We start from the raw sequence: 23,100 nt of genomic DNA, 5'->3' as shown, positions 1-23,100 counted from the left end.
ACAAGAGTTGCAGGAGGGGGGCGTGGTGTCGGCCGCAGCCAGTCGACGCGGATTCCTCGGCCTGGCGGGCGCCCTGGCCGCGACGGCCGCACTGGGCGCCTGCGAGGGAGAGCCGGGGACCGGCCGCGCGGCCGCACCGCGCAGGGGCGGCACGCTCAGCGCCGCGTTCCCCGGGTTCGGCGCGCGGGAGACCATGGACCCCCATGTCGGGCGCCAGTTCGTCGACATGGCGCGGCACAAGGCCGTCTTCGACAAACTCGTCGACCTGGACGACCGGTTGCGGCCCGTACCGCGGCTAGCCGAGCGGTGGCAGTCCAACGCCGACCTGACCGTGTGGCGCTTCACCCTGCGCTCCGCGCGCTTCCACGACGGCAGGCCCCTGACCGCCGACGACGTGCTGTTCACCCTGGCCCGCATCCTCGACCCGTCGAGCGCCGAACGGCTCGCCAAGAGCTCCCTCTCCCTGATCGACCTGGGGCGCAGCCGCGCCGTGGGCACCAGGACCGTCGAACTCGCCCTGCACCGCCCCCACGCGGAACTGCCCTCCCTGCTCGCCTTCACCGGGACGTCCGTCGTCAGCAGCCGCTACCGCGACCCGGCGCGGCCCGTGGGCACCGGGCCCTTCCGCTTCGGCTCCTTCACCCCGGGCCGCGAGTTCACAGGACACCGCTTCGACGGCCACTGGGGCGGCGCGGCGCACCTCGACAGGGTGCGCATCCTCTCCGCCGAGTCGGAGGCGAGGACCAACGCGCTGCGCGCGGGCGAGACCGACTACGCCCACGAGGTGAACGCGACCTTCGCCCGCACCGTCACACCCGGCTCGGGCCTGCGGATCGTCTCCGCGCCCCACGGCGGCATCGAGGGCCTCCTGCTCAAGACCGACCGGCCGCCCTTCGACGACCCGGAGGCGGCGCTCGGCCTGAAACTCCTCGCCGACCGGCCCCGCCTCGTCGACGTGGTGCTCGGCGGCCGCGGCGCCGTCGCCAACGACATGTACGGCAAGGGCTTCGCCTACTACCCCGACGGCGTGCCCCAGCGGGAACGCGACGTCTCCGAGGCGAAACGCCTGCTCCGCCGCTCCGGCGCCCTCAACAGGAAGCTCACCCTCTACACGTCGACCGCCGCCGGCAGCTTCGTCGGCGCCGCCCACCTCTTCGCCCAGCAGGCCGCTGACGCGGGACTGCGGATCACCGTCACCACGGGACCGCCCGAGACGTACTTCACCGACATCCTGCGCACCGGCACCCTCACAAGCCACCGCAGCGGTGCCATGCCGATCCCCAGCTACCTCGCGGAGCGGCTGCTGTCCGACGCCCCGCAGAACGCGACCGCCTGGCACCACAAGGACTTCGACCGGGACTTCCTCGCGGCCCAGAGCACCCGGGACACAGCGGAGCGCACCCGCCGCTACGGCGCCCTGCAGCGCAGGCTGCGCGACACCGGCGGCGAGCTGCTGTGGGGCCAGTCGGACTGGCTCAACGCGGTCTCCACCCGGCTGCACGGCGTCGCCGCCGCGCCGCCCAACACCGTGGACTGGGCCAGGTTCGACACCGTATGGCTGGCCTGAGGCGGGCCGTGGCCACCTACCTGGCACGGCGGCTCGGCCTCGCCGCCGCCCAACTCGCGCTCCTCGCGGTCCTGGTGTTCCTGCTGACGTCCCTCCTGCCGGGCGACGCGGCCACCGTGCGCTTCAACGAGTACACGGGGCTCGAACAGGCCGCCGCGCTCCGCGCCCAACTCGGCCTCGACCGCCCGCTCGCCGAGCGCTTCTGGCACTGGGCGGGCGACCTGCTCTCCGGACACCTCGGCACGTCCCTCGTCAGCGACGAGTCCGTCGGCCACATCATCGCGGGCAGCGTCGGGCCCAGCGCGGTACTCGCCGCCGTGACCCTGCTGATCGTGGTACCCGCCGCAGGCGCCCTCGGCCTGGCCATGGCGCTCCACGAGGGCGGCCGCCTCGACCGGGCCCTGACCACCGCCACCCTGGCCCTGAACGCGGTGCCCGACTTCGTGCTCGCGCTCGCCCTCGTCGCCGTCTTCGGACTGCGCCTCGGCTGGCTGCCCGCCACCTGGATCGGCGCGGACGGCACCGGGCCGACGGCGCGGCCAGCCCTGCTGGTCCTGCCCGTCGCCGTGCTGCTCGCCCGCACCGTCTGCCTGCTCTCCCGCCAGGTCAGGGCCGGCACACTCGGCGCCCTGCACTCCGGATACGCCGTCCAGGCGCGCCGTCTCGGGGTGCCGCGGCGCACGGTGGTGCTGCGGCACGTCCTGCCGAACGCCGCCGTCCCCGGCGTCCAGGAGCTGGCGCGCACCGGCGACCACCTGCTCGGCGGAGTCCTCGTCGTCGAGGCGGTGTTCGCGATCCCCGGCGTGGCGACCGCGCTGATCGACGCCGTACGCGGCAGGGACACCCCCACCGTCCAGGCGCTCACCCTGCTGCTCGCCGCGGCCGCCCTGCTGATCAACGTCGCCGCCGACCTGGTGTGCGAACGCCTCGCCCCCCGCACCGAGGTGCTGCGATGAGCCGGCGGAGCGCCCGGCGGCTGTGCCGCGTCGGCACGGGCCCCGCCCTCCTCGCCGTGCCGCTCCTCTGCGCGCTGGCCGGGCCGCCAGCGGCGGCCCGGTGGGCACCGCCTGACGGGGCGCCGTACGCGCTGGACGGTGGCCACCCGCTCGGCACCGACGGCCTGGGGCGCGACGTGCTGGCGCTGCTGCTGCGCGGCGGCCGCACCACCCTGGGCATGGCGGTGTGCGCCGTGGCGCTCGCCTTCCTCGTCGGCGGGGCGATCGGGCTGGCCGCCGCCGCCTCGCGCCACCGGTGGGTGGACGAAATCCTGCTGCGGCCCGTGGAGATCGTGCTGCCGCTGCCTTCGCTGCTCGTCATCAGCGTGGTGGCCGTGGGATGGCGCGGCAGCCCGGTGCCGATCGCGCTGGCCGTCGCCGCGATGAACGTCCCCGCGGTGGCGCGGCTGGTGCGGGCCGCCGCGCTCGACGCGGCGAGCAGCCCGGTCGCCGAGGCCATGCGGCTGCAGGGCGAATCGCGCGCCCGGGTGCTCCTCGGCCCTGTGGGCCGCGCGGTGGCGCCCGTCGCCGCGGCCGACGCCGGCACCCGCGTCGGCGCGGCCGTGTTCACCGTCGCGGCGGCCAACTTCCTCGGCCTCGGCCTCGAACCGACGTCCCCCGACTGGGCCGTGACGATCGCCGCGGGACGGGAGGCCCTGCTCGTCCAGCCGTTCGCGGTGTGCGCCCCTGCGGCCATGCTGGTGATGTTCGCGATCGGCCTGAACCTCACGGGCGACCGGTGGGTGCGCGCCCTGCGCGGCCACCCCGGCGCACCGCAGGACAGGCCGGGGGAGCCGGCGCGCCGTGCGCCGGGAGTGCGGGAGGCCGCCCGGTGAACGGCTCGGTCGTCGAAGTGACCGGTCTGACCGCGCGGTCCGGGTCCGCCGTCCTGGTGGACGACGTCACCTTCACGGTCCCCAGGCACGGTGTGACCGCTCTGGTCGGCCCCTCGGGCAGCGGCAAGACCACCACGGCGCTCGCCCTGCTGGGCGAAGCGGAGCCCGGCGTGCGGCTGTGCGGCACCGTCCTGGTCGACGGGGTCGCCGTCGTCGGACCCGGCGGCCCGAGAGCCGAAGCGCTCTCGGTGCGCGGCCGCACGCTCGCCTATATGCCGCAGCACCCCGGCAGCACGCTCAACCCGGCCCGGCGCACCGGCCGGGTCCTGGCCGAACTCGCCGCGCTGCACCGCGCGCCGCCGCCCGCGCGCGCCGCGCGCAGGGAAGCCGTACGCGCCGACGCCCGCGACGCCCTGCGCCGCGCCCAACTCCCGCCAGAACCCGCGCTGCTGCGGCGCTTCCCGCACCAGTTCTCCGGCGGCCAGCGCCAACGCGTCGCACTGGCACAGACGTTGGTCTGCGGCCCGCGCGTGCTCGTACTCGACGAACCGGGCACCGGCCTCGACGCGCTCACCCGCCGCGCCCTCGCGGACGAACTGGCCGCCCTGGCAGCCCAGGGCGTCACCCTGATCCTCCTCAGCCACGACACGGACCTCGTCAGGCGCCTGGCCTCCCATGTGGTCAGGCTCGACGGCGGCCGCGTCGCGGACCGGGGCCCCGCCGCGCGCCTGCTGCCGCGCCCCGGCACGCCGGGGGCCGTACGCGGCGCGCCGCCGCCCGCCCCGGCGCCCCCCGGAGCCCCACTCCTTGAGGTACGGGGCCTCGACGCGTGGCTGCGCAAAGGACGCAGGGACCCCGTGCTCCACGGCATCGGCCTCACCGTGCGGCCCGGCGAGTACCTCGGGGTCACCGGCCCGTCGGGCAGCGGCAAGACCACGCTCGCCCGCGTTCTCGCCGGACTCCACGAACGGGCCGACGGCCGGGTACTCCTGGCAGGGACGCCCCTCCCGGCGCTCCGGCACCGCACCACCGGGCAGAAGCGGCGCGTCCAGTACGTCTGGCAGGAGGCGCGCGGCTCCTTCGACGAGCACAGGACCGTGCGCGAGCAGGTCGCCCGCACCGCGGTACGGCTGCGCGGAGCCGACAGCGCGACGGCGGCGGAGGAGGCCGACGCGCTGCTGCGGCGGCTCGGAGTGCGCGCCACGGCCATCGGCCGACGCCCCGCGTCACTGTCCGGCGGCGAACTCCAACGCGCCGCCCTGGCCCGCGCGTTGCTGGCCCGGCCGGACATTCTGCTGTGTGACGAGATCACCAGCGCGCTCGATGCGGAGTCCGCGGCCCTGGTCGTCGCCGAGGTCGAAGCGGCCCGCCACGCCCACGGCACGGGCGTGCTGTGGATCGGGCACGACCTCGCCGTGCTGCGCCGGCTCACCGGCCGCGTCGTCGTCCTCGACCACGGCAGGATCGCCGAACAGGGCGCCACCGCCGACGTGTTCGACCACCCGCGCAGCGAGGTGGCGCGCGCACTCGTCGAGGCCGCAAGACCCGCGCTCTGACCGGGGCCGCCGGGGCGCCGGCCACGCGTACGGCGATCCCGGCCACCCGGCAGATTCCACCACCCACCACCCCGCAGCACCCACCACACCCCGGAGGCCACCGTGACCACGACGACCGACCGCCCCGCCGCCTGGCAGCAGTGGCAGGACAGCTGGGACCGCCAGCAGGAGTGGTACATGCCGGACCGCGAGGAACGCTTCCGCGTCATGCTCGACCTGGTGGAAGCCCTCGCGGGCCCCGCGCCCGCGGTGCTCGACCTCGCCTGCGGCACCGGCACGATCACGGACCGCCTGCTGCGCCGCATCCCCGGCGCCCGCAGCACCGGCGTCGACCTCGACCCCGCGCTCCTTGCCATCGCCACCGGCACGTTCGCCACCGACGACCGCGTCGAGTTCGTCACCGCGGACCTCACCGACCCGGACTGGACGCGGGCCCTGCCGCGGCGCACCTACGACGCGGTCCTCACCGCCACCGCCCTGCACTGGCTCGACACCGAGCCGCTGCGCGCCCTCTACCACCGGCTGTCAGGAGTCCTGCGGGAGGGCGGCGTCTTCCTCAACGCCGACCACATGGCCGACGCGTCCGCACCCCGCATCAACGCCGCCGCCCGCGCCCACACCGAGGCGCGCATGGCACGCGAACGCGCCGAGGGCGCGCAGGACTGGGCCGCGTGGTGGAGCGCCGTCGCCGACGACCCCGTACTCGCGGAGCCCGCGCGCAGGCGCTTCGGGCTGCTGGGTGACCCCAGGACACCCGCGCCGGACGGCGGCACCGCCCGCCGGGCGCGGCCCACCACCGTCGAGTGGCACACCGCCACCCTGCGGGAGGCCGGATTCGCCGAGGCGCGCGCCGTCTGGTGCTCGCCGAGCGACGCGCTGGTCGCCGCGGTCCGCTGAGCGGTACGCCGGCACGTGCCGCGACCGGTCGCGGACGCGGGCTCAGGAACGGTCGCGCCGGTGCGCGACTGGGCGCCTGCGCGGCGCACGGGGCTCGTCGCCCGCCCGCTCGCGGGCACGGGGCGTGGTCCGGCCCCTGCGGGACGGCGGCGCGCCCGTCCTGCTCCGGGCGGAGGGTGAGACGTCCTCCGCCGCCTCCTCCGCGTCGTCGGCCCTGGCGGCGCGCCCCGCGGCCCGCCCGCCGCGCTGCACGGCACCGGCGGCGCGCCCGCCGATGGCGTCGTCGGAGTCTTTGGCGGCGGAGTCGGCCTCGTCTGCGGCGGACCCCGCCTTGTCGGCGGCGCTCTCCGCGGTGGACCCGACGTCATCAGCGGCGGTCCTTGCGGCCGATCCGGCCTCGCCGGTGGCGCTCTGCGCGGCCGATCCGGTCTCGCCGGTGGCGTCCTGTGCGGCGGATCCGACGTCGCCGAGTGCCTCCTCCGCGCCCCGGCCCGCGCCCTGCGCCGCGCGCCCGGCGCCCCTCCCGACGCCTGCCGCCGCGCCGCCCGCCCCACGGCCGACCTCCTCGGCGGCGCCGCCCGCACCCCGTCCGACGTCCTCGACAGCGCCGCCCGCACCGCGCCCGACCTTCTCCACGGCCTCGCCCGCGCCGCGGCCCAGTTCGCCCGCGGCCCGGCCGGTGCCCGAACCGATCTCCTCGGCCGCCGCGCCCACCCCGCGCGTCAGCTGCTCCAGGATCTGCGGGTTGCGGTCGATGGTCGAGAGCACCCGGTCCAGGATGGCCGCGACGCGGTGCAGCCGGACCTTCAGCTGGGCCTGCGCCTCGACGCCCTGCACGTCCAGATGCACCCGGTCCAGCCGCACATCGGCGCCCACCTGCAACTTCAGCAGGTCGAGCACCTCGGCCCTGAGGGACACCTGCGCCCGGAGGTTCTCGACCTCCAGATTGATCTCGTCGACCCGCAGGTCCGGTACGTCGAGATAGACGTCGGGACTCTCCCGCGCCGCAGGATCGTCGTCCTCGTAGGCAGCGCCGGCGGAGTCGACGATCTCCGCGTCCTCGACGTCCCCCTCCGGCTCCTCGCTGTCTCGGGCGCTCTCGGACATGGGGAAGGGCCCCTCAGTCGTGTGCTGCGGCCAGTTGCTCCCTCCATGGTGGCACGCCCACGGAGAAAACCGGCATCGGGGACATAGATGGGCGGCGGCGCTCTGCCTGGTGGGACGCGGCGATGCGGCGCACAGTGGAGAGAGGGGAGTTGTGACGCCCGAAGAGACGCGAAGGTGGCGCAGTGATGGAGGACGACACCAAGCTCACGGTCGCCGCGGCGGTCGCGGGCGGTTATCTGCTGGGCCGCACGAAGAAGACCCGGCTCGCCCTGACGACGGTCACGTTCCTGCTCGGCCGCAGGTTCGGCCTCGAACCGAAACAACTCGTCACCGAGGGTGCACGGCGTCTCGCCGAGGTCCCGCAAGTGGCCGAACTCCAGGAGCAGATAAGGACGGAGGGGCTCGAAGCCGTCCGCAAGGCCCTGACCTCCGTGGCCGACCGCGGGCTCGACACGGTGACCGGCGCGGTCGGCAGCCGCGTGCCGGGAGCCGGCGGCGAGGAGGACGAACCGCCGGAAGAGCCGGAAGAGGACGAGACCGACGAGGACGAGCTCCCCGAGGACGAGGCCGAGGAGGAGGACGAGGAGCCGGCGCAGCCCCCGGCCCGGCGCCGCGCCCCCGCGAAGCGGGCGCGCGGGCCGGAGCCGCCAGGGAAACCCGCGCCCGCGAGGAAGCCCGCCAAGAAGGCCGCGAAGAAGCCCCCTCCGGAGAAGCCGGAAGCGGACAGGCCCGCACGCAAGAAGGCCGCACCGGCGCGCAAGTCCACGGCGCGCACCCGCGAGTCCCGGAGGCGCCGCCCGGACCACGGCTCCTGATGCGGGAGTTCGCCCGACTGCCGGTCGGGATCAGGGAAATCCTCCTGGCCGGGCGCCTGCCTGTGGCGTACTCACCGCACGCCCGGCCGCGCCCCCGTAACTGAACTTCGCACGGGGGAGCGGGCCGCGGACGCCCGCGCGCCCCGCGGCCTGCTGTACGCGCGGACGTCCCCCAGGCGCTTCCACGCACCCGTCAACGGCGCCCGGCGCCCTCGCCGTCCCCGGCGTCATCGCCCTCGTACTCCTCGTCCTCGTCATACTCGTCGTAGTCGCCATCCCCATCGTCGTCGGCGTCGTCGGAGTCGGCGGCGTCATCGGCGGCAGCGGAGTCGTCCGGTTCGGCGTCCTCGTCGGCACAGCGGTCGTCGTCCCCGTTGTCGCGCGCTTCCTCGTCCCGCACCGCGTCCTCGTGGCTCCTGACCACCTCGCCGTCGCGGATCTCGCCGCGCCAGCCGTCGGGCTCCTCGTCCGTGAGCGTCACATGGCGCGCGAAGTGCTTGAGGTCGAGCCGCAGCCGCCTGCCCTGGGCGCGCCACAGGTTGCCCGTCTTCTCGAAGAAGCCCGAGGGGTAGTACTCGACGACGGCGACGACCCGCGTGAGGTCGGGCGCCAGGTCGTGGAAGCTGACCGCTCCCTGGGTCGACCCCTTCGCCCCCTGGGAGGTCCACGCGATGCGCTCGTCCGGTATCTGCTCCTGGACGGTCGCGGAGAAGCTGCGGGTGGAGAAGGCGATCTTCACCGACCAGTCGCTCGTCGCGTCGTCGTTCTGGGTCACGCTCTGCACGCCCTTGGTGAAGACGTTGAAGTCCTCGTACCGCGTCCAGTGGTCGTAGACGGTGCGCAGCGGCTTGCCGATGTCGAGCACCTCGATGATGCTCGTGACCTTGGTGTCGCCCGCGTGCCCGCTGCCGCCGGAACCCGTCGCACCCTCCGCCGTGTCCTTCGCGCCCTTGACCGCGTCCTTCGCCTTTCCCGCGAGCGCCGCGGGGGCCGACTGGCCGAGACCGGCGAGCGCGGCCACCGAGGAGAGCGGACCGCCGCCGCTCGGCCCGCCGGGGCGTGGCAACCGCCCGTCGTTGTCGGCCAGATCCGTGAGCAGGCCGGTCGCGCGGGAGACCGCACCGCTCGCCCGGTCGGCGAGCCCTCCCACGCTCGCGTCGAACCGGCGCGACGCCTCCTCCTTGAGTGCCCGTTTCACCAGCCCGCCGAGGGCGGATCCGCCCTGCTGCGTGCTCGCCATGCCCCGTCACCTCTCATCCCGCCGGTCTCCCGCGCGCTCAAGCCCCCGTCCCGGCACCCGGAGGGCACCCGGCAGGGCCGAGAGGGCCGCCGCGACGGGCTCTCCGCCGCACACACCGCGGCCACACTTCCCGCTCGGACCCCGACGGGTACCCAGGGACCGCCCGGCATACCGCCGACACCCTCCGCCCCGTGCGGCCTCGGACCGCGGCGGGGATGCACTGACGTCGGGGCCGTGCTGAAGCTCGGTATCCCGGTGCCGTTGAGCCGTCAGGCCCGGCCGCGGTGCGGCCCCGGGCTCAAGCCCGTCGGCCGAGGGCTTCCGCGGCGACGCGCAGGTCGGCCACGAGGCCCGCGTACTGCTCTGCGCGGTCGTCCGCGCGCAGTACGGCGGAGGGGTGGAGCGTCGCGACGACGACGGCGTGCCCGGTGTCGCGTCCCCGGCGGGGCTCGCCGCGCACGCGGCCCACGCGGGCGTCCCGGCCGAGCAGCGCCTTCACCGCGGTACCGCCGAGCGCCACCACCACATCGGGCGCGACGAGGCGCAGCTCCGCGTCGAGCCATGGGGCGCACGCCGTCAACTCCCGCAGCGACGGCGGCTTGTGGATACGCCGCTTGCCCGAGCCGCGCCGCTCGTACGTGAAGTGCTTGACGGCGTTGGTGAGATAGGCGCCCTCCACGGGCAGCCCCGCTTCGGCCATGGCGCGGCGCAGCAGACGGCCCGCGGGACCGACGAAGGGGAGCCCCTGCCGGTCCTCCTGGTCGCCCGGCTCCTCACCGACCACCATGAGCCGCGCCGTCGACGTACCCGTGCCGAACACCGTCTGTGTCGCCGGCCGGTACAGGGGGCAGCCGTGGCACTCGGCGGCCGCGCGGCGGTGCGCGGGCAGGCCGCCGCGGCCGGGCAGATAGGGGCCGGCGTCGTACGGCTCGTCCATGGCGACCTCCCTGGGCCCGGGCCTGCCCCGGCCCCTCCACGTGGTGTGTTCAGGGCTGGCAGACCGGGCACCACACGGTTCTGCGGCCCGAGACCCGCCCCGAGCGCAGGCTGCTGCCGCAGCGGGGGCAGTGCGGGTCGCCGTCGTCCCTGCGCCCGGTCAGCCAGCCGCGGCGCGGCGGTACGCACCGGTCGTGCACGGACGTCTTGAGCACGCGGCCCATCGCGGTGTGCACACCGCGCAGCGTCCGCCCGTCCATGTCCCGGGCCGCGGTGCGGGGAGCGACCCGGGCACGCCACAGGATCTCGTCGCACAGCAGGTTCCCGAGGCCCGCGATCACAGACTGGTCCATCAGCTCGCTCTTGACCGCGCCGCGCCGCCCCGCCAGCGCCTCCTCGAACTCCGGCTTGTGCACGCTCAGTGCATCGGGCCCGAGCCCTTCACGTATCCGGTCGATGCCCGCGGCGTCCGTCAACCGGACGCCCTGCAGCTTGCGTTGGTCCCGGTAGCGCAGGGACCTCGGCCCGTCGAGCGTGAACACGATGCGGTCGTGCGGCGCGGGCGCCTCGTCGCGCGCGCCGCAGCGCAGCGACCCCGTCATGCCGAAGTGGAAGGCGAGCACAGGCCCTTCGGCCCCTGCCGGGTCCTCGCCCCGGGGCGGCGCGCCGTCCTCCGTCGGCACGAACAGCCACTTGCCGTGCCGCCACGGAGTCCCGAGCCGCCGCCCCTCCAGCGCACTCCGCAGCCGCGTCACACCCACTCCGCGCAGCACCCCCGCGTCCCGCACCCGCACACCGGTCACCCGGCGCCCCCGGCCGCAGGACAGCAGCACCTGGCGGAAACCCTCGACATCGGGAAGCTCGGGCATGGTCCCGTGCCCTCTCCTCGGGGTGGAGCGGTGGCGCCGGCCGCCGCGGCCGGCGGCGCCACCCGGTCAGCCGGCCTTGCGCGCGGCGTCCGTCTCGGTGTGCGCACCGGCGGTGCGCAGGTCGCCACCCGCGGTCTCGAGGTGGGCGCGGACGAACCACTGGAACTGTTCGAGGTCGCGCAGCTGCCCGATGAGCAGGTCCTCGGTGGCGGTGTCGAGCGGGCCGATGTGGTCGATGGCCTTCCTGAGGTCCTCGACGATGCCCGTGTACACGAGGTCGAGTGCGCCGAGGTGGGCGATCGCGTCGGCCCGGCCGACGCTGTAGTCCTCCCAGGTGCGCTCGGCGACCAGGGCGGCCGGCGTGCCGTGGGCGACACCACCGAGGGCGGCGATCCGCTCCGCCACGTCGTCGGCCATGTCGCGGACGCGGTCGACCTGCGGGTCGAGCATCTCGTGCACGGCGATGAAGTGCGGACCGACCACGTTCCAGTGGATGTGCTTGAGGGTGAGGTGCAGGTCGTTCAGCGCATGGAGGCGGGTCTGCAGGTGGCCGATGATGTCGCCGGCCTGCTCGACGCCGACGCCGGGGACGGTGTAGCTCGGAGTGTGATTCTTCGTCACGGTGTGCCTCCTGTCGCACGGTGTGCTCGGTCTCCACGCCGAGTACCCGACTGCTTCCTGTTCATGACGCGGCTCTCGCCGCGGTTCACCCGTCCGTGGCCGACCTCACACACTGCGGGGCCGCGCGGCCGCGTCCGCGCAGGTGGCGCGGGAGGGGCGGGAGCGGCGCGTGGGGCACCATGGAAGCCATGCGCAAGACGGCCGTCATCGTCATCGACATGATCAACACATATGACCACGCCGACGCCGAGCTGCTGCTGCCCTCGGCCCGCCGGGCCGTCCCCGCGGTGGTGCGGCTGATCGAGCGCGCCAGGGAGCGCGGCGCCCCGGTCATCTACGTCAACGACAACTTCGGCGAGTGGCGCTCGCACCACGGCGAGATCCTCGACACGGCGCTCTCCGGCGCCCACGCGGACCTCGTCGAGCCGCTGCGCCCCGACGAACAGTCGCTGTTCGTGATCAAGGCCCGGCACTCGATCTTCTACGAGACGCCGCTCGCCTATCTGCTCACCCAGCTCGGCGTCGGCCGCGTCGTGCTGTCCGGCCAGGTCACCGAGCAGTGCGTGCTCTACTCCGCCCTCGACGCGCACATCCGCCACCTCGACGTCGCCGTGCCCAGGGACGCGGTCGCGCACATCCACCGGGAGCTCGCCGATCCGGCCCTGCACATGATGGAGCGCAACATGGCCGCCGAGATCACCACGGCCGACGCCGTCGCCCTCGCGGACTGACCCCGGCGGACGGGCACCCCCCCCGTAACGCGCCCCGCGCCCCGGCGGTCATGGCGCGCGCCTTCCTGGGTACTGGGACGGGACCGCGCACCCCCCAGTGAGGAGTGGACCCGTGACACCGAAGGACGACTTCTACAGCCACGACCGCCCGCAGCACCCGACGCTCCCCGAGGACCGTCCACGCGGCGGCCCCGCCGAACCCGCCAAGGGCCGCAAGGGCTGGGGCCTGGTCGCCGTCGTCGTGGTGGTGGTCGTGCTCGTCGTGCTCGGCATCGCCCTGTTCCCGTGAGCCGACCGCCCGGGGCCGCCGTGCCCGCCCGTTTCGGCGGGGACCTGCCGGTTACCCGGTCAGGGCGGCAGCGAAGAAAGGGAGCACACGCTCATGCAGTACGACGAGTTGATCGGCCATGTACAGGCGGGAGCTGCCCTGCCCGATCGGGGCGCGGCCACCCGGGTGACGCGCGCCGTCCTCGCCACCCTGGCGGAACGGCTGCCCGACGGCACGGCCCGCCACCTCTTCGCGCAGCTCCCCGCAGACCTGGTGGCCCTGGTCGAGGGCCCGGAAGCGGCCGGACCCGACGTGAGCCCCGACGGCTCGGCGGCCGAGCGCTTCGACCTGCCGACGTTCGTCGGCCGGGTGGCCTGGCGCGCCGAGGCGGACGAGGACGCGGCGGTGGAGTACGTGGGTGCCGTGTTCGAGGCGCTCGACGCCGCCGTGGCGCCCGAGCTGATGAAGAAGGTCACCGACGCCCTGCCCCGCGACATCGGGTCCCTGCTGCCGACCGCCCGCGTCGCCGACCCTGGCCGGTGAACCACCCCGGGGCCGTACCCCGGAACTTCGTACGGCCCCGCCCCGCAGGGAGCACCCCCGGGTTTGGAAGACGGCGCGCGAGGCAACACCGAGGTTCATGCCCCCGCCGTCACGCCACGCATCCGGAACACCGACTCCCTCGCCGCGCGCCTCCCGGCTGCCGCGGCTCGCCGCGGGCCTGCTCGCGTCCTCCGTCAGGGCACTCGACGCCCTCGGTGCCGCCGGCGGCCTCGATCCGCTGATCACGCCCGTGCAGAAGGCCGTGCGGGCGCTGCCCCTCGGTCGCGCACGGGACGTGCTCCACGGTCGGCAGACCGGCCATCCGCTGCATCCGCTCCTCGTCCAGGTGCCGACCGGCGCGTGGCTGTCCGCGGCCGTGCTCGACGCCCTGCCGGGCAGCGCGCGCCAGAGCCGGGTGCTCGTCGGCGTCGGAATCGCCGCCGCCGCGCCCGCCGCCGCGGCCGGCTGGGTCGACTGGGCCGAGCAGCACGAACAGCAGATGCGCACCGGACTCGTCCACGCGGCGGCCAACGCGGTCGCGGTCGGGCTGTACACCGGCTCCTGGGTGGCGCGCGGACGCGGCAGAACCGGCTGGGGCCGCGCACTCGCCTACGCCGGGCTCGGCGTGGTCTCGGCGGCGGGCGCGATCGGCGGGCACCTCGCGTACCGGCAGGCCGCGGGCGCCAACAAGACGGAACCCGTGCCGCACCTGCTCGACCCCGGCTGGTATCCGCTCGGCCCCCTGGCCGACCTGCCGTCGGGGGAGCCCGTGCGCAGGACGCTCGGCGAGGTCCCGCTGCTGGTGTACCGGCACGCGGACGGCCGCGTCGACGCGCTGGCCGACCGGTGCAGCCACCTGTCGGGCCCGCTGTCCGAGGGCACCGTGCGGGACGGCTGCGTCACCTGCCCGTGGCACGGCAGCGCGTTCCGCCTCTCGGACGGCTGGAACGTACGGGGCCCGGCCACCGCGCCCCAGCCGTCCTTCGAGACGCGCACCACCCCGGAAGGCACCGTGGAGGTCCGCCTGCCGGGCGCCGGCTGAGGCGCGCCGGGCACGGTGACGCAGGCCGGCTCCGTCCTGCATGCCAGGCGGCCGAAGGGGCACTCAGGCGGGGAGAGCACGGACCGCACCGGGCCCGGCCGGTGAGGCGCCCCGGACGCACGGCGAACCACCACGGAAGGAACCCACGGATGACCGCCTACGGATACTTCCTGTCGTCCGAGGAGTTCGGCCCGCACGAACTCCTCGACCAGGCACGCCTGGCCGAACAGGCGGGGTTCGAAGCCCTGGCCGTCTCCGACCACTTCCACCCGTGGAACGACGAGCAGGGGCAGAGCTCGTTCGTCTGGTCGGTCATCGGCGCCCTCTCCCAGGTCACCTCGCTGCCCGTCACCACCCTCGTCACCTGCCCCACGGTGCGGCTGCACCCGGTGCTCAACGCGCAGGCCGCGGCGACCGCCGCCGTCCTCACCGGGGGCGGGTTCAGGTTCGGGGTCGGTACGGGAGAGGCACTCAACGAGCACATTCTCGGCGACGCCTGGCCCGAGGCGGGCGAGCGCATGCAGATGCTCGAAGAGGCCGTGCAGGTCATCCGGAAGATGTTCACGGGCGAGCAGATCACCCACCGCGGCGACCACTACACCGTGCAGAACGCCCGCCTCTACACCCTGCCGGACGAGCCGCCGCCGGTGTACGTCTCCGGATTCGGGCCGCAGGCGGCGGCGCTCGCCGGACGCATCGGCGACGGCTTCGTGACCATGTCGCCCGACGCGCCCCTGGTCGAGCAGTTCCGCCGGGCGGGCGGCGGCGCCAAACCGGTGATCGGCGGCCTGAAGGTGTGCTGGGACACCGACAGGGACCGGGCCGCGGCAACCGTGCACCGCCTCTGGCCCAACGAGCAGCTCCCCGGTGAACTGGCCCAGCTGCTGCCCGCGCCCGAGCACTTCCGGCAGGCATCGAGCCTGGTCACCGAGGACATGATCCGCGAGAACGTGGTCCTCGGCGACGCCGTGGACGAACACGTCGACGCGGTCGGCGCGTACGCGCCCGCCGGGTTCGACGAGGTGTACGTCAATCAGATCGGACCCGACCAGACCCAGTTCTTCGACTTCTACCGCACCGAGGTACTGCCCCGCCTGCGCGAGCCGCACCGCTGACGCCGCCGACCCCCGACACCCGCAGCGACAGAACCACCTGAAGGCGCCATGAGGGCCCTGACCTGGCACGGCAAGCGCGACGTACGCGTCGACACGGTCCCCGGCCCCGAGATCGAGAACCCCGAGGACATCGTCGTGCGGTCACCACGCTCGCGGCGGGGGACCGGGGCGTCGTCCCCTTCAACGTCTCCTGCGGCACCTGCTGGATGTGCGGACAGGGCCTGCACTCGCAGTGCGAGACCACCCAGGTGCACGCGTACGGCACGGGCGCCGCGCTGTTCGGCTGCTCCAAGCTCTACGGGCAGGTCCCCGGCGGGCAGGCCGAGTTCCTGCGCGTCCCGTTCGGCGACACCCTCCCCGTCAAGGTCCCGCACGGCCCTGCGGACGACCGCTTCGTCTACCTGTCCGACGTGCTGCCCACCGCGTGGCAGGCCGTCGAGTACGCGGACGTCCCGCAGGGCGGCAGCGTCGCCGTCCTCGGCCTCGGGCCCATCGGCGACATGGCCGCGCGCATCGCCCTGCACCGGGGCGCAGGGCACGTCATCGGCGTCGACCTGGTGCCCGAGCGGCTGGCGCGGGCCCGCGCACGCGGAGTGCACACCCTCGACGCCGAGGAGCTGGGGGACAGGCTCGGCGACGAGCTCCGCGACCTCACCGGAGGCCGGGGCCCCGACGCGGTCGGCATGGAGGCCCACGGCAACCCGGTGGAGAAGAACGCGCAGCGGCTCGTCGGCCTGCTGCCCGACTCGGTCGGGCAGCAGCTGATGGAGACGGCGGGCATGGACAGCATGGCCGCCTTCAACACCGCGATCGACGCGGTCCGCAGGGGCGGCAGCGTCTCCCTGTCCGGCGTCTACGGCGGCACCGTCGACCCCGTTCCCCTCCTCACCGCCTTCGACAAGCAGATCCAGCTGCGCAGGGGCCAGGCCAACGTGCGGCGCTGGGCGGCATTGATTCCGCGGGCGGGGGTACGCGACCCCAGCCCCCGGCCGCGCCCGGCGGCCGTTGCGGAACACGGTCCCCCAGGGGAGCCTGGGGGAGGGGCCCGAAAGGCGCTGGAGGTCGCGATGGGTGTCCGCAGGCTCATGCAGAGCTGGCCCGTGTACCGGCAGCTCACCGGGGCGGATCCGCTCGGCAGAGGCAGCGCCGCCACCTCCCCGCGCACCGAGACCCTGCGCCCGCGTACCGACACCGCCGACCGCGTGGTCAAGTCGGTGTGCCCGTACTGCGCCGTCGGCTGCGGCCAGCAGGTGTACGTCAAGGGCGACGAGGTCGTGCAGATCGAGGGCGACCCCGACTCGCCCGTCAGCCGCGGCAGGCTCTGCCCCAAGGGCTCGGCCACCCTCCAGCTCACCACCGGGGACGCCCGCCGCCACGAGGTTCTCTACCGGCGCCCCCACGGGACCACATGGGAGCGGCTCGACCTGGAGACCGCCATGGACATGGTCGCCGACCGGGTCGTCAGGACCCGGCGCGAGACCTGGCAGTGGGAGCACCAAGGACTGCGCACCGCACGCACCATGGGCATCGCCAGCCTCGGCGGTGCCACCCTCGACAATGAGGAGAACTACCTCATCAAGAAGCTCCTGACGGGCCTCGGCGTCGTCCAGGTGGAGAACCAGGCCAGGGTGTGCCACAGCTCCACCGTGGCGGGCCTCGGTACCTCGTTCGGCCGCGGCGGCGCCACCACCTTCATGCAGGACCTCCAGCACGCCGACTGCATCGTCATCCAGGGCTCCAACTACGCCGAGGCGCACCCGGTCGGCTTCCAGTGGGTCATGGAGGCCAAGGCGCGCGGCGCGAGGATCATCCATGTCGACCCGCGCTTCACCAGGACCAGCGCGCTCGCCGACCTGCACGTCCCGATCCGCGCCGGCAGCGACATCGCCTTCCTCGGCGCGATCGTCAACCACGTGCTCACCGAGGAGAAGGACTTCCGCGAGTACGTCCTCTCGTACACCAACGCGGCCACCCTCGTCGGCGAGGACTTCAAGGACACCGAGGACCTGGCCGGCGTCTTCTCGGGACTCGACGCCGAAGGCCACCGCTACGAGCCGGGCAGCTGGCAGTACGAGGGCGCCGAGGTGCAGGCGCCCTCCGGCGACCCCGACCAGCAGTACGAGGTGCGGGAGGAGAGCGCGGAGGCGGGACGGCGCATCGGCGAGGCGGGCGGCGCGGAGGCCCACGGCTCGGGCGGCGCGCAGGCCCACGCCAGGCCGCCCCGCGACGAGACGCTCCAGCACCCGCGCTGCGTCTACCAGGTGCTCAAACGGCACTACGCCCGCTACACGCCCGAACTCGTCGAACGGGTCTGCGGCATCCCCCAGGACACCTTCCGCGCGGTGTGCGACGCCCTCACCGCCAACTCCGGACCCGACCGCACCAGCGCCTTCTGCTACGCCGTCGGCTGGACCCAGCACACCGTCGGCTCCCAGTACATCCGCGCGGCCAGCGTCCTCCAGCTGCTCCTCGGCAACATCGGCAGGCCGGGCGGCGGCATCCAGGCACTGCGCGGACACGCCTCCATCCAGGGGTCGAGCGACATCCCCACCCTCTTCAACCTGCTGCCCGGCTACCTGCCCATGCCGCACGCGCACGCCCACGAGGACCTGGACGCCTTCGTCGACGCGAGCAGGACCGACAAGGGCTTCTGGGGCAACATGCGGGCCTACTTCGTCAGCCTCCTCAAGGCGTACTACGGCGACGCCGCCACCGCCGACAACGACTTCTGCTTCGACCACCTGCCGCGCCTCACCGGTTCGCACTCCACCTACGAGACCGTGCTCGCCCAGCTCGAAGGGGTCTGCAAGGGCTACTTCCTGATGGGCGAGAACCCCGCGGTCGGCTCGGCCAACACCCGACTCCAGCGCCTCGGCATGGCCAACCTCGACTGGCTCGTCGTCCGGGACTTCTCCCTGATCGAGTCGGCGACCTGGTGGCAGGACGGCCCCGAGATCGAGTCCGGGGAACTGCGCACCGAGGACATCGGGACCGAGGTGTTCTTCTTCCCCGCCGCGGCCCACACCGAGAAGTCCGGCTCCTTCACGAACACAAACCGCTGGGTGCAGTGGCACTACGCGGCGGTCGAACCCGAGGGCGACGCGCGCAGCGACCTGTGGTTCATGTACCACCTCGGGCGCCGCATCAAGGAGCGCCTGGCCGGCTCCACCGACCCCATGGACCGGCCCGTACGGGACCTCACCTGGGACTACCCCGTCGAGGGCACACTCGCGGAGCCCGTCGCCGACGCCGTGCTCGCCGAGATCAACGGCCACGCCGCCGACGGCTCGCCGCTCAGCGCGTACACCCAGCTCAAGGACGACGGGTCCACCCGCTGCGGCTGCTGGATCTACTGCGGCGTCTACGCGGAAGGCGTCAACCAGGCCGCCCGCAGGAAACCGCACACCGAGCAGGACTGGGTCGCCGCCGAATGGGCCTGGGCGTGGCCCGCCAACCGCAGGATCCTCTACAACCGCGCCTCGGCCGCGCCGGACGGGCAGCCCTGGAGCGCACGCAAGGCCTACGTGTGGTGGGACGCGGCAGACCGCCGCTGGACCGGCCACGACGTCCCCGACTTCATCCCCGACCTGCCGCCCGACCACGTGCCGCCCGACGGCGCCACAGGACCCGAGGCGCTGCGCGGCGACGACCCGTTCATCATGCAGGCGGACGGCAAGGGCTGGCTCTACGCCCCCGCAGGACTCGAGGACGGGCCCCTGCCGACCCACTACGAGCCCCAGGACTCCCCGTTCCCCAACGCCCTCTACCCGGACGTCCCCCGCTCGCCCGTGCGGCAGGTGCTCGAACACGAGGGCAACCGCTACCACCCGAGCGGCGACGAACCCGGCGCCGGCGTGTACCCGTACATCGTCACCACCCACCGGCTCACCGAGCACTTCACCGCCGGAGGCATGAGCCGCTGGTCGCCCTATCTCGCCGAACTGCAACCGGAGTTCTTCTGCGAGATCTCGCCCGAACTCGCCGCCGAACGCGGACTCGACCACGCCGGCTGGGCGACCATCGTCACGGCGCGCGGCGCCATCGAGGCGCGCGTCATGGTGACCCGGCGCATCAAGCCCCTCACCGTGCACGGCCGTACGGTCCACCAGATCGGGCTGCCGTTCCACTGGGGGCCCAACGGCGTGACCACGGGCGACGCGGCCAACGAACTCGTCGCGATGGCGCTCGACCCCAACGCGCACATCCAGGAGGACAAGGCGCTGACCGCGGACATCGTGGCGGGCCGCCGCCCGCGCGGCCCCGCCCTGCCGCGGCTGGTCGAGGAGTACCGGATCAGGGCGGGCATCACCCGGCGCACCGGAGCGGAGACCGTCAAGTGACAGAGACGAGCAGCAGGCCCGCCCACCTCCTGAGCGGCAACGAGCCCGACCCGGCCGCCGACGCGGGCCACCGGGACGCGCCGCCCCGCGTCGGCTTCTTCACCGACACCTCCGTGTGCATCGGCTGCAAGGCCTGCGAGGTGGCCTGCAAGGAGTGGAACGCCATCCCCGAGGACGGCATCTCGCTGTCCGGGATGAGCTACGACAACACCCAGGGGCTCGGCGCCTCCACCTGGCGCCATGTCGCCTTCGTCGAGCAGCAGGTGCCGGTGCCCGCGCCCGAAGGGCGCACCGAACTGCCGCTGCTCGGCGGCGAGTCGGCCGCCACCGCACCGCACGGCGCCGCGCCCGGCGCGGAGGAGGGGACCGAGGGCGGCGTGCGGTGGCTGATGTCCTCCGACGTCTGCAAGCACTGCACGCACGCCGCCTGCCTCGACGTGTGCCCCACCGGCTCCCTGTTCAGGACCGAGTTCGGCACGGTCGTTGTCCAGGAGGACATCTGCAACGGCTGCGGCTACTGCGTCCCCGCCTGCCCCTACGGTGTCATCGAGCAACGCCCGGACGACGGGCGGGCGTTCAAGTGCACCATGTGCTACGACCGGCTCGGCGCGGGACAGGAGCCGGCCTGCGCCAAGGCGTGCCCCACGGACTCCATCCAGTTCGGCCCGCTCGACGAGCTGCGCGAGCGCGCCGCGCTCCGCGTCGACCAGCTGCACGAGGCGGGCGTCACCGACGCCAGGCTCTACGGACACGACCCCGACGACGGCGTCGGCGGCGACGGCGCCTTCTTCCTGCTCCTGGACGAACCCGAGGTCTACGGGCTGCCGCCCGCGCCCGTCGTCACCACCCGCGACCTGCCCGCCATGTGGAAACACGCGGCGGCCGCCGCCCTGTCGCTCGCCGGCGGCGTCGCGCTGTCCTTCGCCGCCGCACAGCTGCCCGCGAGGAGGGCCCGCCGATGACCGGCTCCGACGTGACCAAGAACGGTGTGCACGGCGAGCGCCCCGGCCGCGACGCCTCCCCGCGCGCTCTCCAGCCGGACGCCGGGCGGCGCCGGGGCCGGCGCCGCAAGGGCGAGGAACTCATGGTGCCCCGCGCCGAGTTCGGCTCGTACTACGGGCGCCCCGTCATCAAGGCCCCGTCCTGGTCGGCGACGGACATCGCCGGATACTTCTTCTTCGGCGGCCTCGCGGGCGCGGGCTCCGTCCTCGCGGCCGGCGCGCACGCCACCGGGCGGCCCGCCACGGCCAAGGCCATGAAGCTCTCGTCGCTCGGCGCCATCTCGCTCTCCACCGCGCTGCTCATCCACGACCTCGGCCGCCCGGACCGCTTCCACCACATGCTGCGGGTGTTCAAGCCGACCTCCCCGATGAGCGTCGGCTCCTGGCTGCTGTCCGCCTACGGCTCCTGCGCGGGCGCCGCGGCGCTGAGCTCCGCCACCGGCCTGCTGCCGCGCGCGGGCGCCGCCGCGACCGGCGGCGCGGCCCTCGTCGGGCCCGCGGTCGCCGCCTACACGGCCGTACTCGCCGCGGACACCGCCGTGCCCGCCTGGCACGGCGCCCACCGCGAACTGCCGTACGTCTTCACCGCGTCGGCGACCGCCGCCGCGTCGGGGATGGCCCTCGCGGCGGCGCCCGTACGGGAGAACACACCGGCCCGCTGCGCCGCCGTGCTCGCCGCCGCCGGCGACGTGGTGTCGATGGCCGCGGCGGAACGCCGACTCGGCGACGTCGCAGAGACCTACAGGACCGGCCGCGCGGGCACCCTGCTGAAGACGGCGCGCGCCCTCACCGTCGGCGGCGCAGCCTGCGCCGCCCTCTTCGGCCGCCGCAGCCGGGCCGCGGCGATCGGCGCAGGCGCGCTGCTGCTCGCCGGGTCCGCCTGCACCCGCTTCGGCATCTTCGCCGCGGGCGTGGCCTCGGCCGACGACCCCGCGTACACGGTCGGCCCCCAGCGCCGCAGGATCGAGGAGGAGGCCGCAGCCGGGGCCTCCTGAGCGCCGGGGCCTCCTCGGCGGGGACGCCTGAGGAGGCCCCGGCCGGTCCCTCAGCCCTCACCGGCCACCCGGATCGTCCCCAGCGCGGCGTCGGCCGCGTCCGGCACCACCATGCCCGCGTCCACACCGCTGCGCAGGTACGCCACCACCTCGGTGCTGAGCCGTTCCCCCGGCAGCGCGGCGGGGATGCCCGGCGGGTACGGCGTCAGCATCTCGGCGCTGATCCGGCCCGCCGCCCGCTGCCACGGCACGTCCTCGGTCCGCCCGAAGTAGGCGTCCCTGGGCAGCAGCGCCTGTTCGAGCCTGAGGTCCGCGGGATCGGGGACCTCCACCAGGACCGGGGTCCGCAGCTCGTCGGCGTGCGCGGCCACGTCGGCGAGCGCGGCGAGCAGGACCTCCTCGGTCCCGCGGTCGTCCGCGTGGGTCAGCTGGGCGTTGATCCTGCGGTGGTCGGCCGTGTGCAGATTGACCCGGTGGCGCTCGCGCACCCAGTCGGTGACGCGGTAGCCCGTCGTACCCAGCGCGGACACGTCCACCACGATCTGCAGGGGGTCCAGGTCGTCCGCGAGGGAGGGCCCGCAGAAGTCCTCCCTGCCGTGCACCCGCATGCCGTCGATCGCGGCGATCGCCTTCCGCACGGACTCCGCCCGGTCGAGCGCCGCGTCGTACAGCTCCCTGCCGTGCTCGGCCATCTGCCGCCGCCAGCCGTCGAGGGCCGCGTAGACCAGGACGGACGGGCTGGTCGTGCCGAGCAGGTCGGCCCGGCTCGCCAGCACCTCGGGGGTGATCAGCGAGCCCTGCAGGTGGAACACCGAGCCCTGTTCGAGCCCCGAGCCCATCTTGTGCACGGAGGTGACGCACACATCGGCCCCCGCGTCCATCGCCCAGGCCGGCAGCCGCGGGTGGAACGGCAGGTGCGCGCCCCACGCCTCGTCCACGATGAGCGGCACCGACCGCTCGTGGCAGACCTCGGCGATCGCCGCCAGGTCCGCGCAGGTGCCGTACGGCGTCGGCGTGGTCACCAGCGCGCCCCGGGCGTCCGGGTGCTCGTCGAAGGCCGCGCGGAACGCGGCGGCCCCCGGAGGATGGGCGAGGTGCCGCCCGGCGTCCCACCGCGGGTCGATCCAGACGGGCCGGATGCCCGCGAGCACGAGACCGGACACCACCGACTTGTGCACGTCCCGCCCGACCAGCAGCTTCTCGTGCGGCCCCGCGACGGCCAGCATGGCGGCCTTCACCGAGAGCGAGCTGCCGCACGTCGAGAAGAAGGTGTGCTCAGCGCCCACGGCGTCGGCCATCAGCTCCTGCGCCTCGGCCAGCACACCCGCGGACGACGACCGGTCGTCGAGGCCGCTGACGGCCAGCACGTCCGACCGGAACACCGCGTCGCCGAGCACGGAGCGCACCCGCGCGTCCGCGCCTCTTCCCTGCTTGTGGCCAGGCGGCGTGAAGGGGATCTGCCCCGTCGTGTGGTAGTTCTCCAGGGCCTCGAGCACCGGTGCACGTGAGTGGTCCATGACCCTCGCCTTCCCGTGCCGCATCCGCGCGACGCGCCCCTTCCGCGCCGTACACCGGACGGCGTACGGCGCGGAAGGCGGTCCGGTGCGCGGCGGCAGGCCGGCGGGG

20 protein-coding genes and 1 pseudogene are annotated in these 23,100 nt (G+C 74.5%); 15 read left to right on the top strand and 6 right to left on the bottom strand.

Going from position 1 to position 23,100, the window contains the following annotated elements; genetic code table 11:
• Positions 1–22 precede the first annotated feature (22 nt).
• The 5 genes from AB0910_RS00535 (at position 23) to AB0910_RS00515 (ending at position 5,851) form a co-directional block, all read left to right on the top strand.
• Positions 23–1,567, top strand: a complete 1,545-nt coding sequence (locus tag AB0910_RS00535) for an ABC transporter substrate-binding protein (RefSeq protein ID WP_366742258.1) — start codon at positions 23–25, stop codon at positions 1,565–1,567.
• Positions 1,555–2,523, top strand: a complete 969-nt coding sequence (locus tag AB0910_RS00530; protein ID WP_366742257.1) for an ABC transporter permease — start codon at positions 1,555–1,557, stop codon at positions 2,521–2,523. Before AB0910_RS00535 ends, AB0910_RS00530 begins: the two co-directional genes overlap by 13 nt.
• The gene (locus AB0910_RS00525; RefSeq protein WP_366742256.1) at positions 2,520–3,398 is read left to right on the top strand and encodes an ABC transporter permease subunit; all 879 of its coding nucleotides are present in this window, start codon (positions 2,520–2,522) and stop codon (positions 3,396–3,398) included. The genes AB0910_RS00530 and AB0910_RS00525 overlap by 4 nt, the downstream gene beginning before the upstream one ends.
• On the top strand, positions 3,395–4,954 hold the full coding sequence (locus AB0910_RS00520) for an ATP-binding cassette domain-containing protein (RefSeq protein ID WP_366742255.1): 1,560 nt from the start codon (positions 3,395–3,397) through the stop codon (positions 4,952–4,954). Before AB0910_RS00525 ends, AB0910_RS00520 begins: the two co-directional genes overlap by 4 nt.
• Before the next feature lie 102 nt (positions 4,955–5,056).
• Complete coding sequence (locus tag AB0910_RS00515) at positions 5,057–5,851, top strand: class I SAM-dependent methyltransferase (protein WP_366742254.1); 795 nt, start codon at positions 5,057–5,059, stop codon at positions 5,849–5,851.
• Positions 5,852–5,893: 42 nt separating this feature from the next.
• Here AB0910_RS00515 and AB0910_RS00510 read toward each other — a convergent pair whose 3' ends face one another.
• Positions 5,894–6,958, bottom strand: coding sequence for a hypothetical protein (locus tag AB0910_RS00510; RefSeq protein WP_366742253.1), 1,065 nt, complete (start codon positions 6,956–6,958; stop codon positions 5,894–5,896).
• Positions 6,959–7,143: 185 nt separating this feature from the next.
• Here AB0910_RS00510 and AB0910_RS00505 point away from each other — a divergent pair, with 185 nt between their 5' ends.
• Positions 7,144–7,773 (top strand): histone protein, encoded by a 630-nt coding sequence (locus AB0910_RS00505; RefSeq protein WP_366742252.1) that lies wholly within the window; start codon positions 7,144–7,146, stop codon positions 7,771–7,773.
• A gap of 193 nt (positions 7,774–7,966) precedes the next feature.
• Here the strand turns inward: AB0910_RS00505 and AB0910_RS00500 are convergent, their stop codons facing one another.
• The 4 genes from AB0910_RS00500 to AB0910_RS00485 all read right to left on the bottom strand — a co-directional run bounded on the left by AB0910_RS00500 (position 7,967) and on the right by AB0910_RS00485 (position 11,439).
• On the bottom strand, positions 7,967–9,013 hold the full coding sequence (locus AB0910_RS00500) for an SRPBCC family protein (RefSeq protein ID WP_366742251.1): 1,047 nt from the start codon (positions 9,011–9,013) through the stop codon (positions 7,967–7,969).
• Between the two features lie 298 nt (positions 9,014–9,311).
• Positions 9,312–9,950 (bottom strand): UdgX family uracil-DNA binding protein, encoded by a 639-nt coding sequence (locus AB0910_RS00495; RefSeq protein WP_366742250.1) that lies wholly within the window; start codon positions 9,948–9,950, stop codon positions 9,312–9,314.
• A gap of 49 nt (positions 9,951–9,999) precedes the next feature.
• Positions 10,000–10,818: a DNA-formamidopyrimidine glycosylase family protein gene (locus tag AB0910_RS00490; protein ID WP_366742249.1), complete on the bottom strand. Its 819-nt coding sequence runs from the start codon at positions 10,816–10,818 to the stop codon at positions 10,000–10,002.
• Between the two features lie 66 nt (positions 10,819–10,884).
• Entirely contained in the window at positions 10,885–11,439 is a 555-nt protein-coding gene (locus AB0910_RS00485) for a DNA starvation/stationary phase protection protein (RefSeq protein ID WP_366742248.1), read from the bottom strand.
• 188 nt (positions 11,440–11,627) lie between these two features.
• Here AB0910_RS00485 and AB0910_RS00480 point away from each other — a divergent pair, with 188 nt between their 5' ends.
• From AB0910_RS00480 to nrfD, 9 genes and pseudogenes are all read left to right on the top strand, one after another.
• On the top strand, positions 11,628–12,170 hold the full coding sequence (locus AB0910_RS00480) for an isochorismatase family cysteine hydrolase (RefSeq protein WP_366742247.1): 543 nt from the start codon (positions 11,628–11,630) through the stop codon (positions 12,168–12,170).
• A 112-nt stretch (positions 12,171–12,282) separates the two neighbouring features.
• Positions 12,283–12,459 carry a hypothetical protein gene (locus AB0910_RS00475; RefSeq protein ID WP_366742246.1) on the top strand — a complete coding sequence of 59 codons (177 nt, stop codon included), beginning with the start codon at positions 12,283–12,285 and terminating at the stop codon, positions 12,457–12,459.
• Between the two features lie 93 nt (positions 12,460–12,552).
• Complete coding sequence (locus tag AB0910_RS00470) at positions 12,553–12,981, top strand: DUF2267 domain-containing protein (RefSeq protein ID WP_366742245.1); 429 nt, start codon at positions 12,553–12,555, stop codon at positions 12,979–12,981.
• A 97-nt stretch (positions 12,982–13,078) separates the two neighbouring features.
• Complete coding sequence (locus tag AB0910_RS00465) at positions 13,079–14,023, top strand: Rieske (2Fe-2S) protein (RefSeq protein ID WP_366742244.1); 945 nt, start codon at positions 13,079–13,081, stop codon at positions 14,021–14,023.
• A gap of 149 nt (positions 14,024–14,172) precedes the next feature.
• Positions 14,173–15,138, top strand: coding sequence for a TIGR03557 family F420-dependent LLM class oxidoreductase (locus AB0910_RS00460; RefSeq protein WP_366742243.1), 966 nt, complete (start codon positions 14,173–14,175; stop codon positions 15,136–15,138).
• 62 nt (positions 15,139–15,200) lie between these two features.
• Positions 15,201–15,758, top strand: a pseudogene (locus AB0910_RS00455) (alcohol dehydrogenase catalytic domain-containing protein); the annotation flags it as partial.
• Positions 15,759–16,205: 447 nt separating this feature from the next.
• The gene (gene fdh / locus AB0910_RS00450; protein ID WP_366742718.1) at positions 16,206–19,478 is read left to right on the top strand and encodes a formate dehydrogenase; all 3,273 of its coding nucleotides are present in this window, start codon (positions 16,206–16,208) and stop codon (positions 19,476–19,478) included.
• A complete protein-coding gene (locus tag AB0910_RS00445) occupies positions 19,475–20,440 on the top strand; it encodes a 4Fe-4S dicluster domain-containing protein (RefSeq protein WP_366742242.1) in 966 nt (321 codons plus the stop codon). The genes fdh and AB0910_RS00445 overlap by 4 nt, the downstream gene beginning before the upstream one ends.
• Positions 20,437–21,474, top strand: coding sequence for an NrfD/PsrC family molybdoenzyme membrane anchor subunit (gene nrfD / locus AB0910_RS00440; protein ID WP_366742241.1), 1,038 nt, complete (start codon positions 20,437–20,439; stop codon positions 21,472–21,474). Before AB0910_RS00445 ends, nrfD begins: the two co-directional genes overlap by 4 nt.
• Before the next feature lie 50 nt (positions 21,475–21,524).
• On the opposite strand, the gene AB0910_RS00435 is transcribed toward nrfD, so the two are convergent.
• Positions 21,525–22,991, bottom strand: a complete 1,467-nt coding sequence (locus tag AB0910_RS00435) for an ornithine decarboxylase (protein WP_366742240.1) — start codon at positions 22,989–22,991, stop codon at positions 21,525–21,527.
• Between the last annotated feature and the right edge of the window lie 109 nt (positions 22,992–23,100).

The organism is Streptomyces sp. NPDC047002, from assembly GCF_040704505.1.
Classification (GTDB): domain Bacteria; phylum Actinomycetota; class Actinomycetes; order Streptomycetales; family Streptomycetaceae; genus Streptomyces.
Note: the sequence above shows the minus strand (reverse complement) of the source record. Positions and strands in the feature narration are given on the sequence as shown.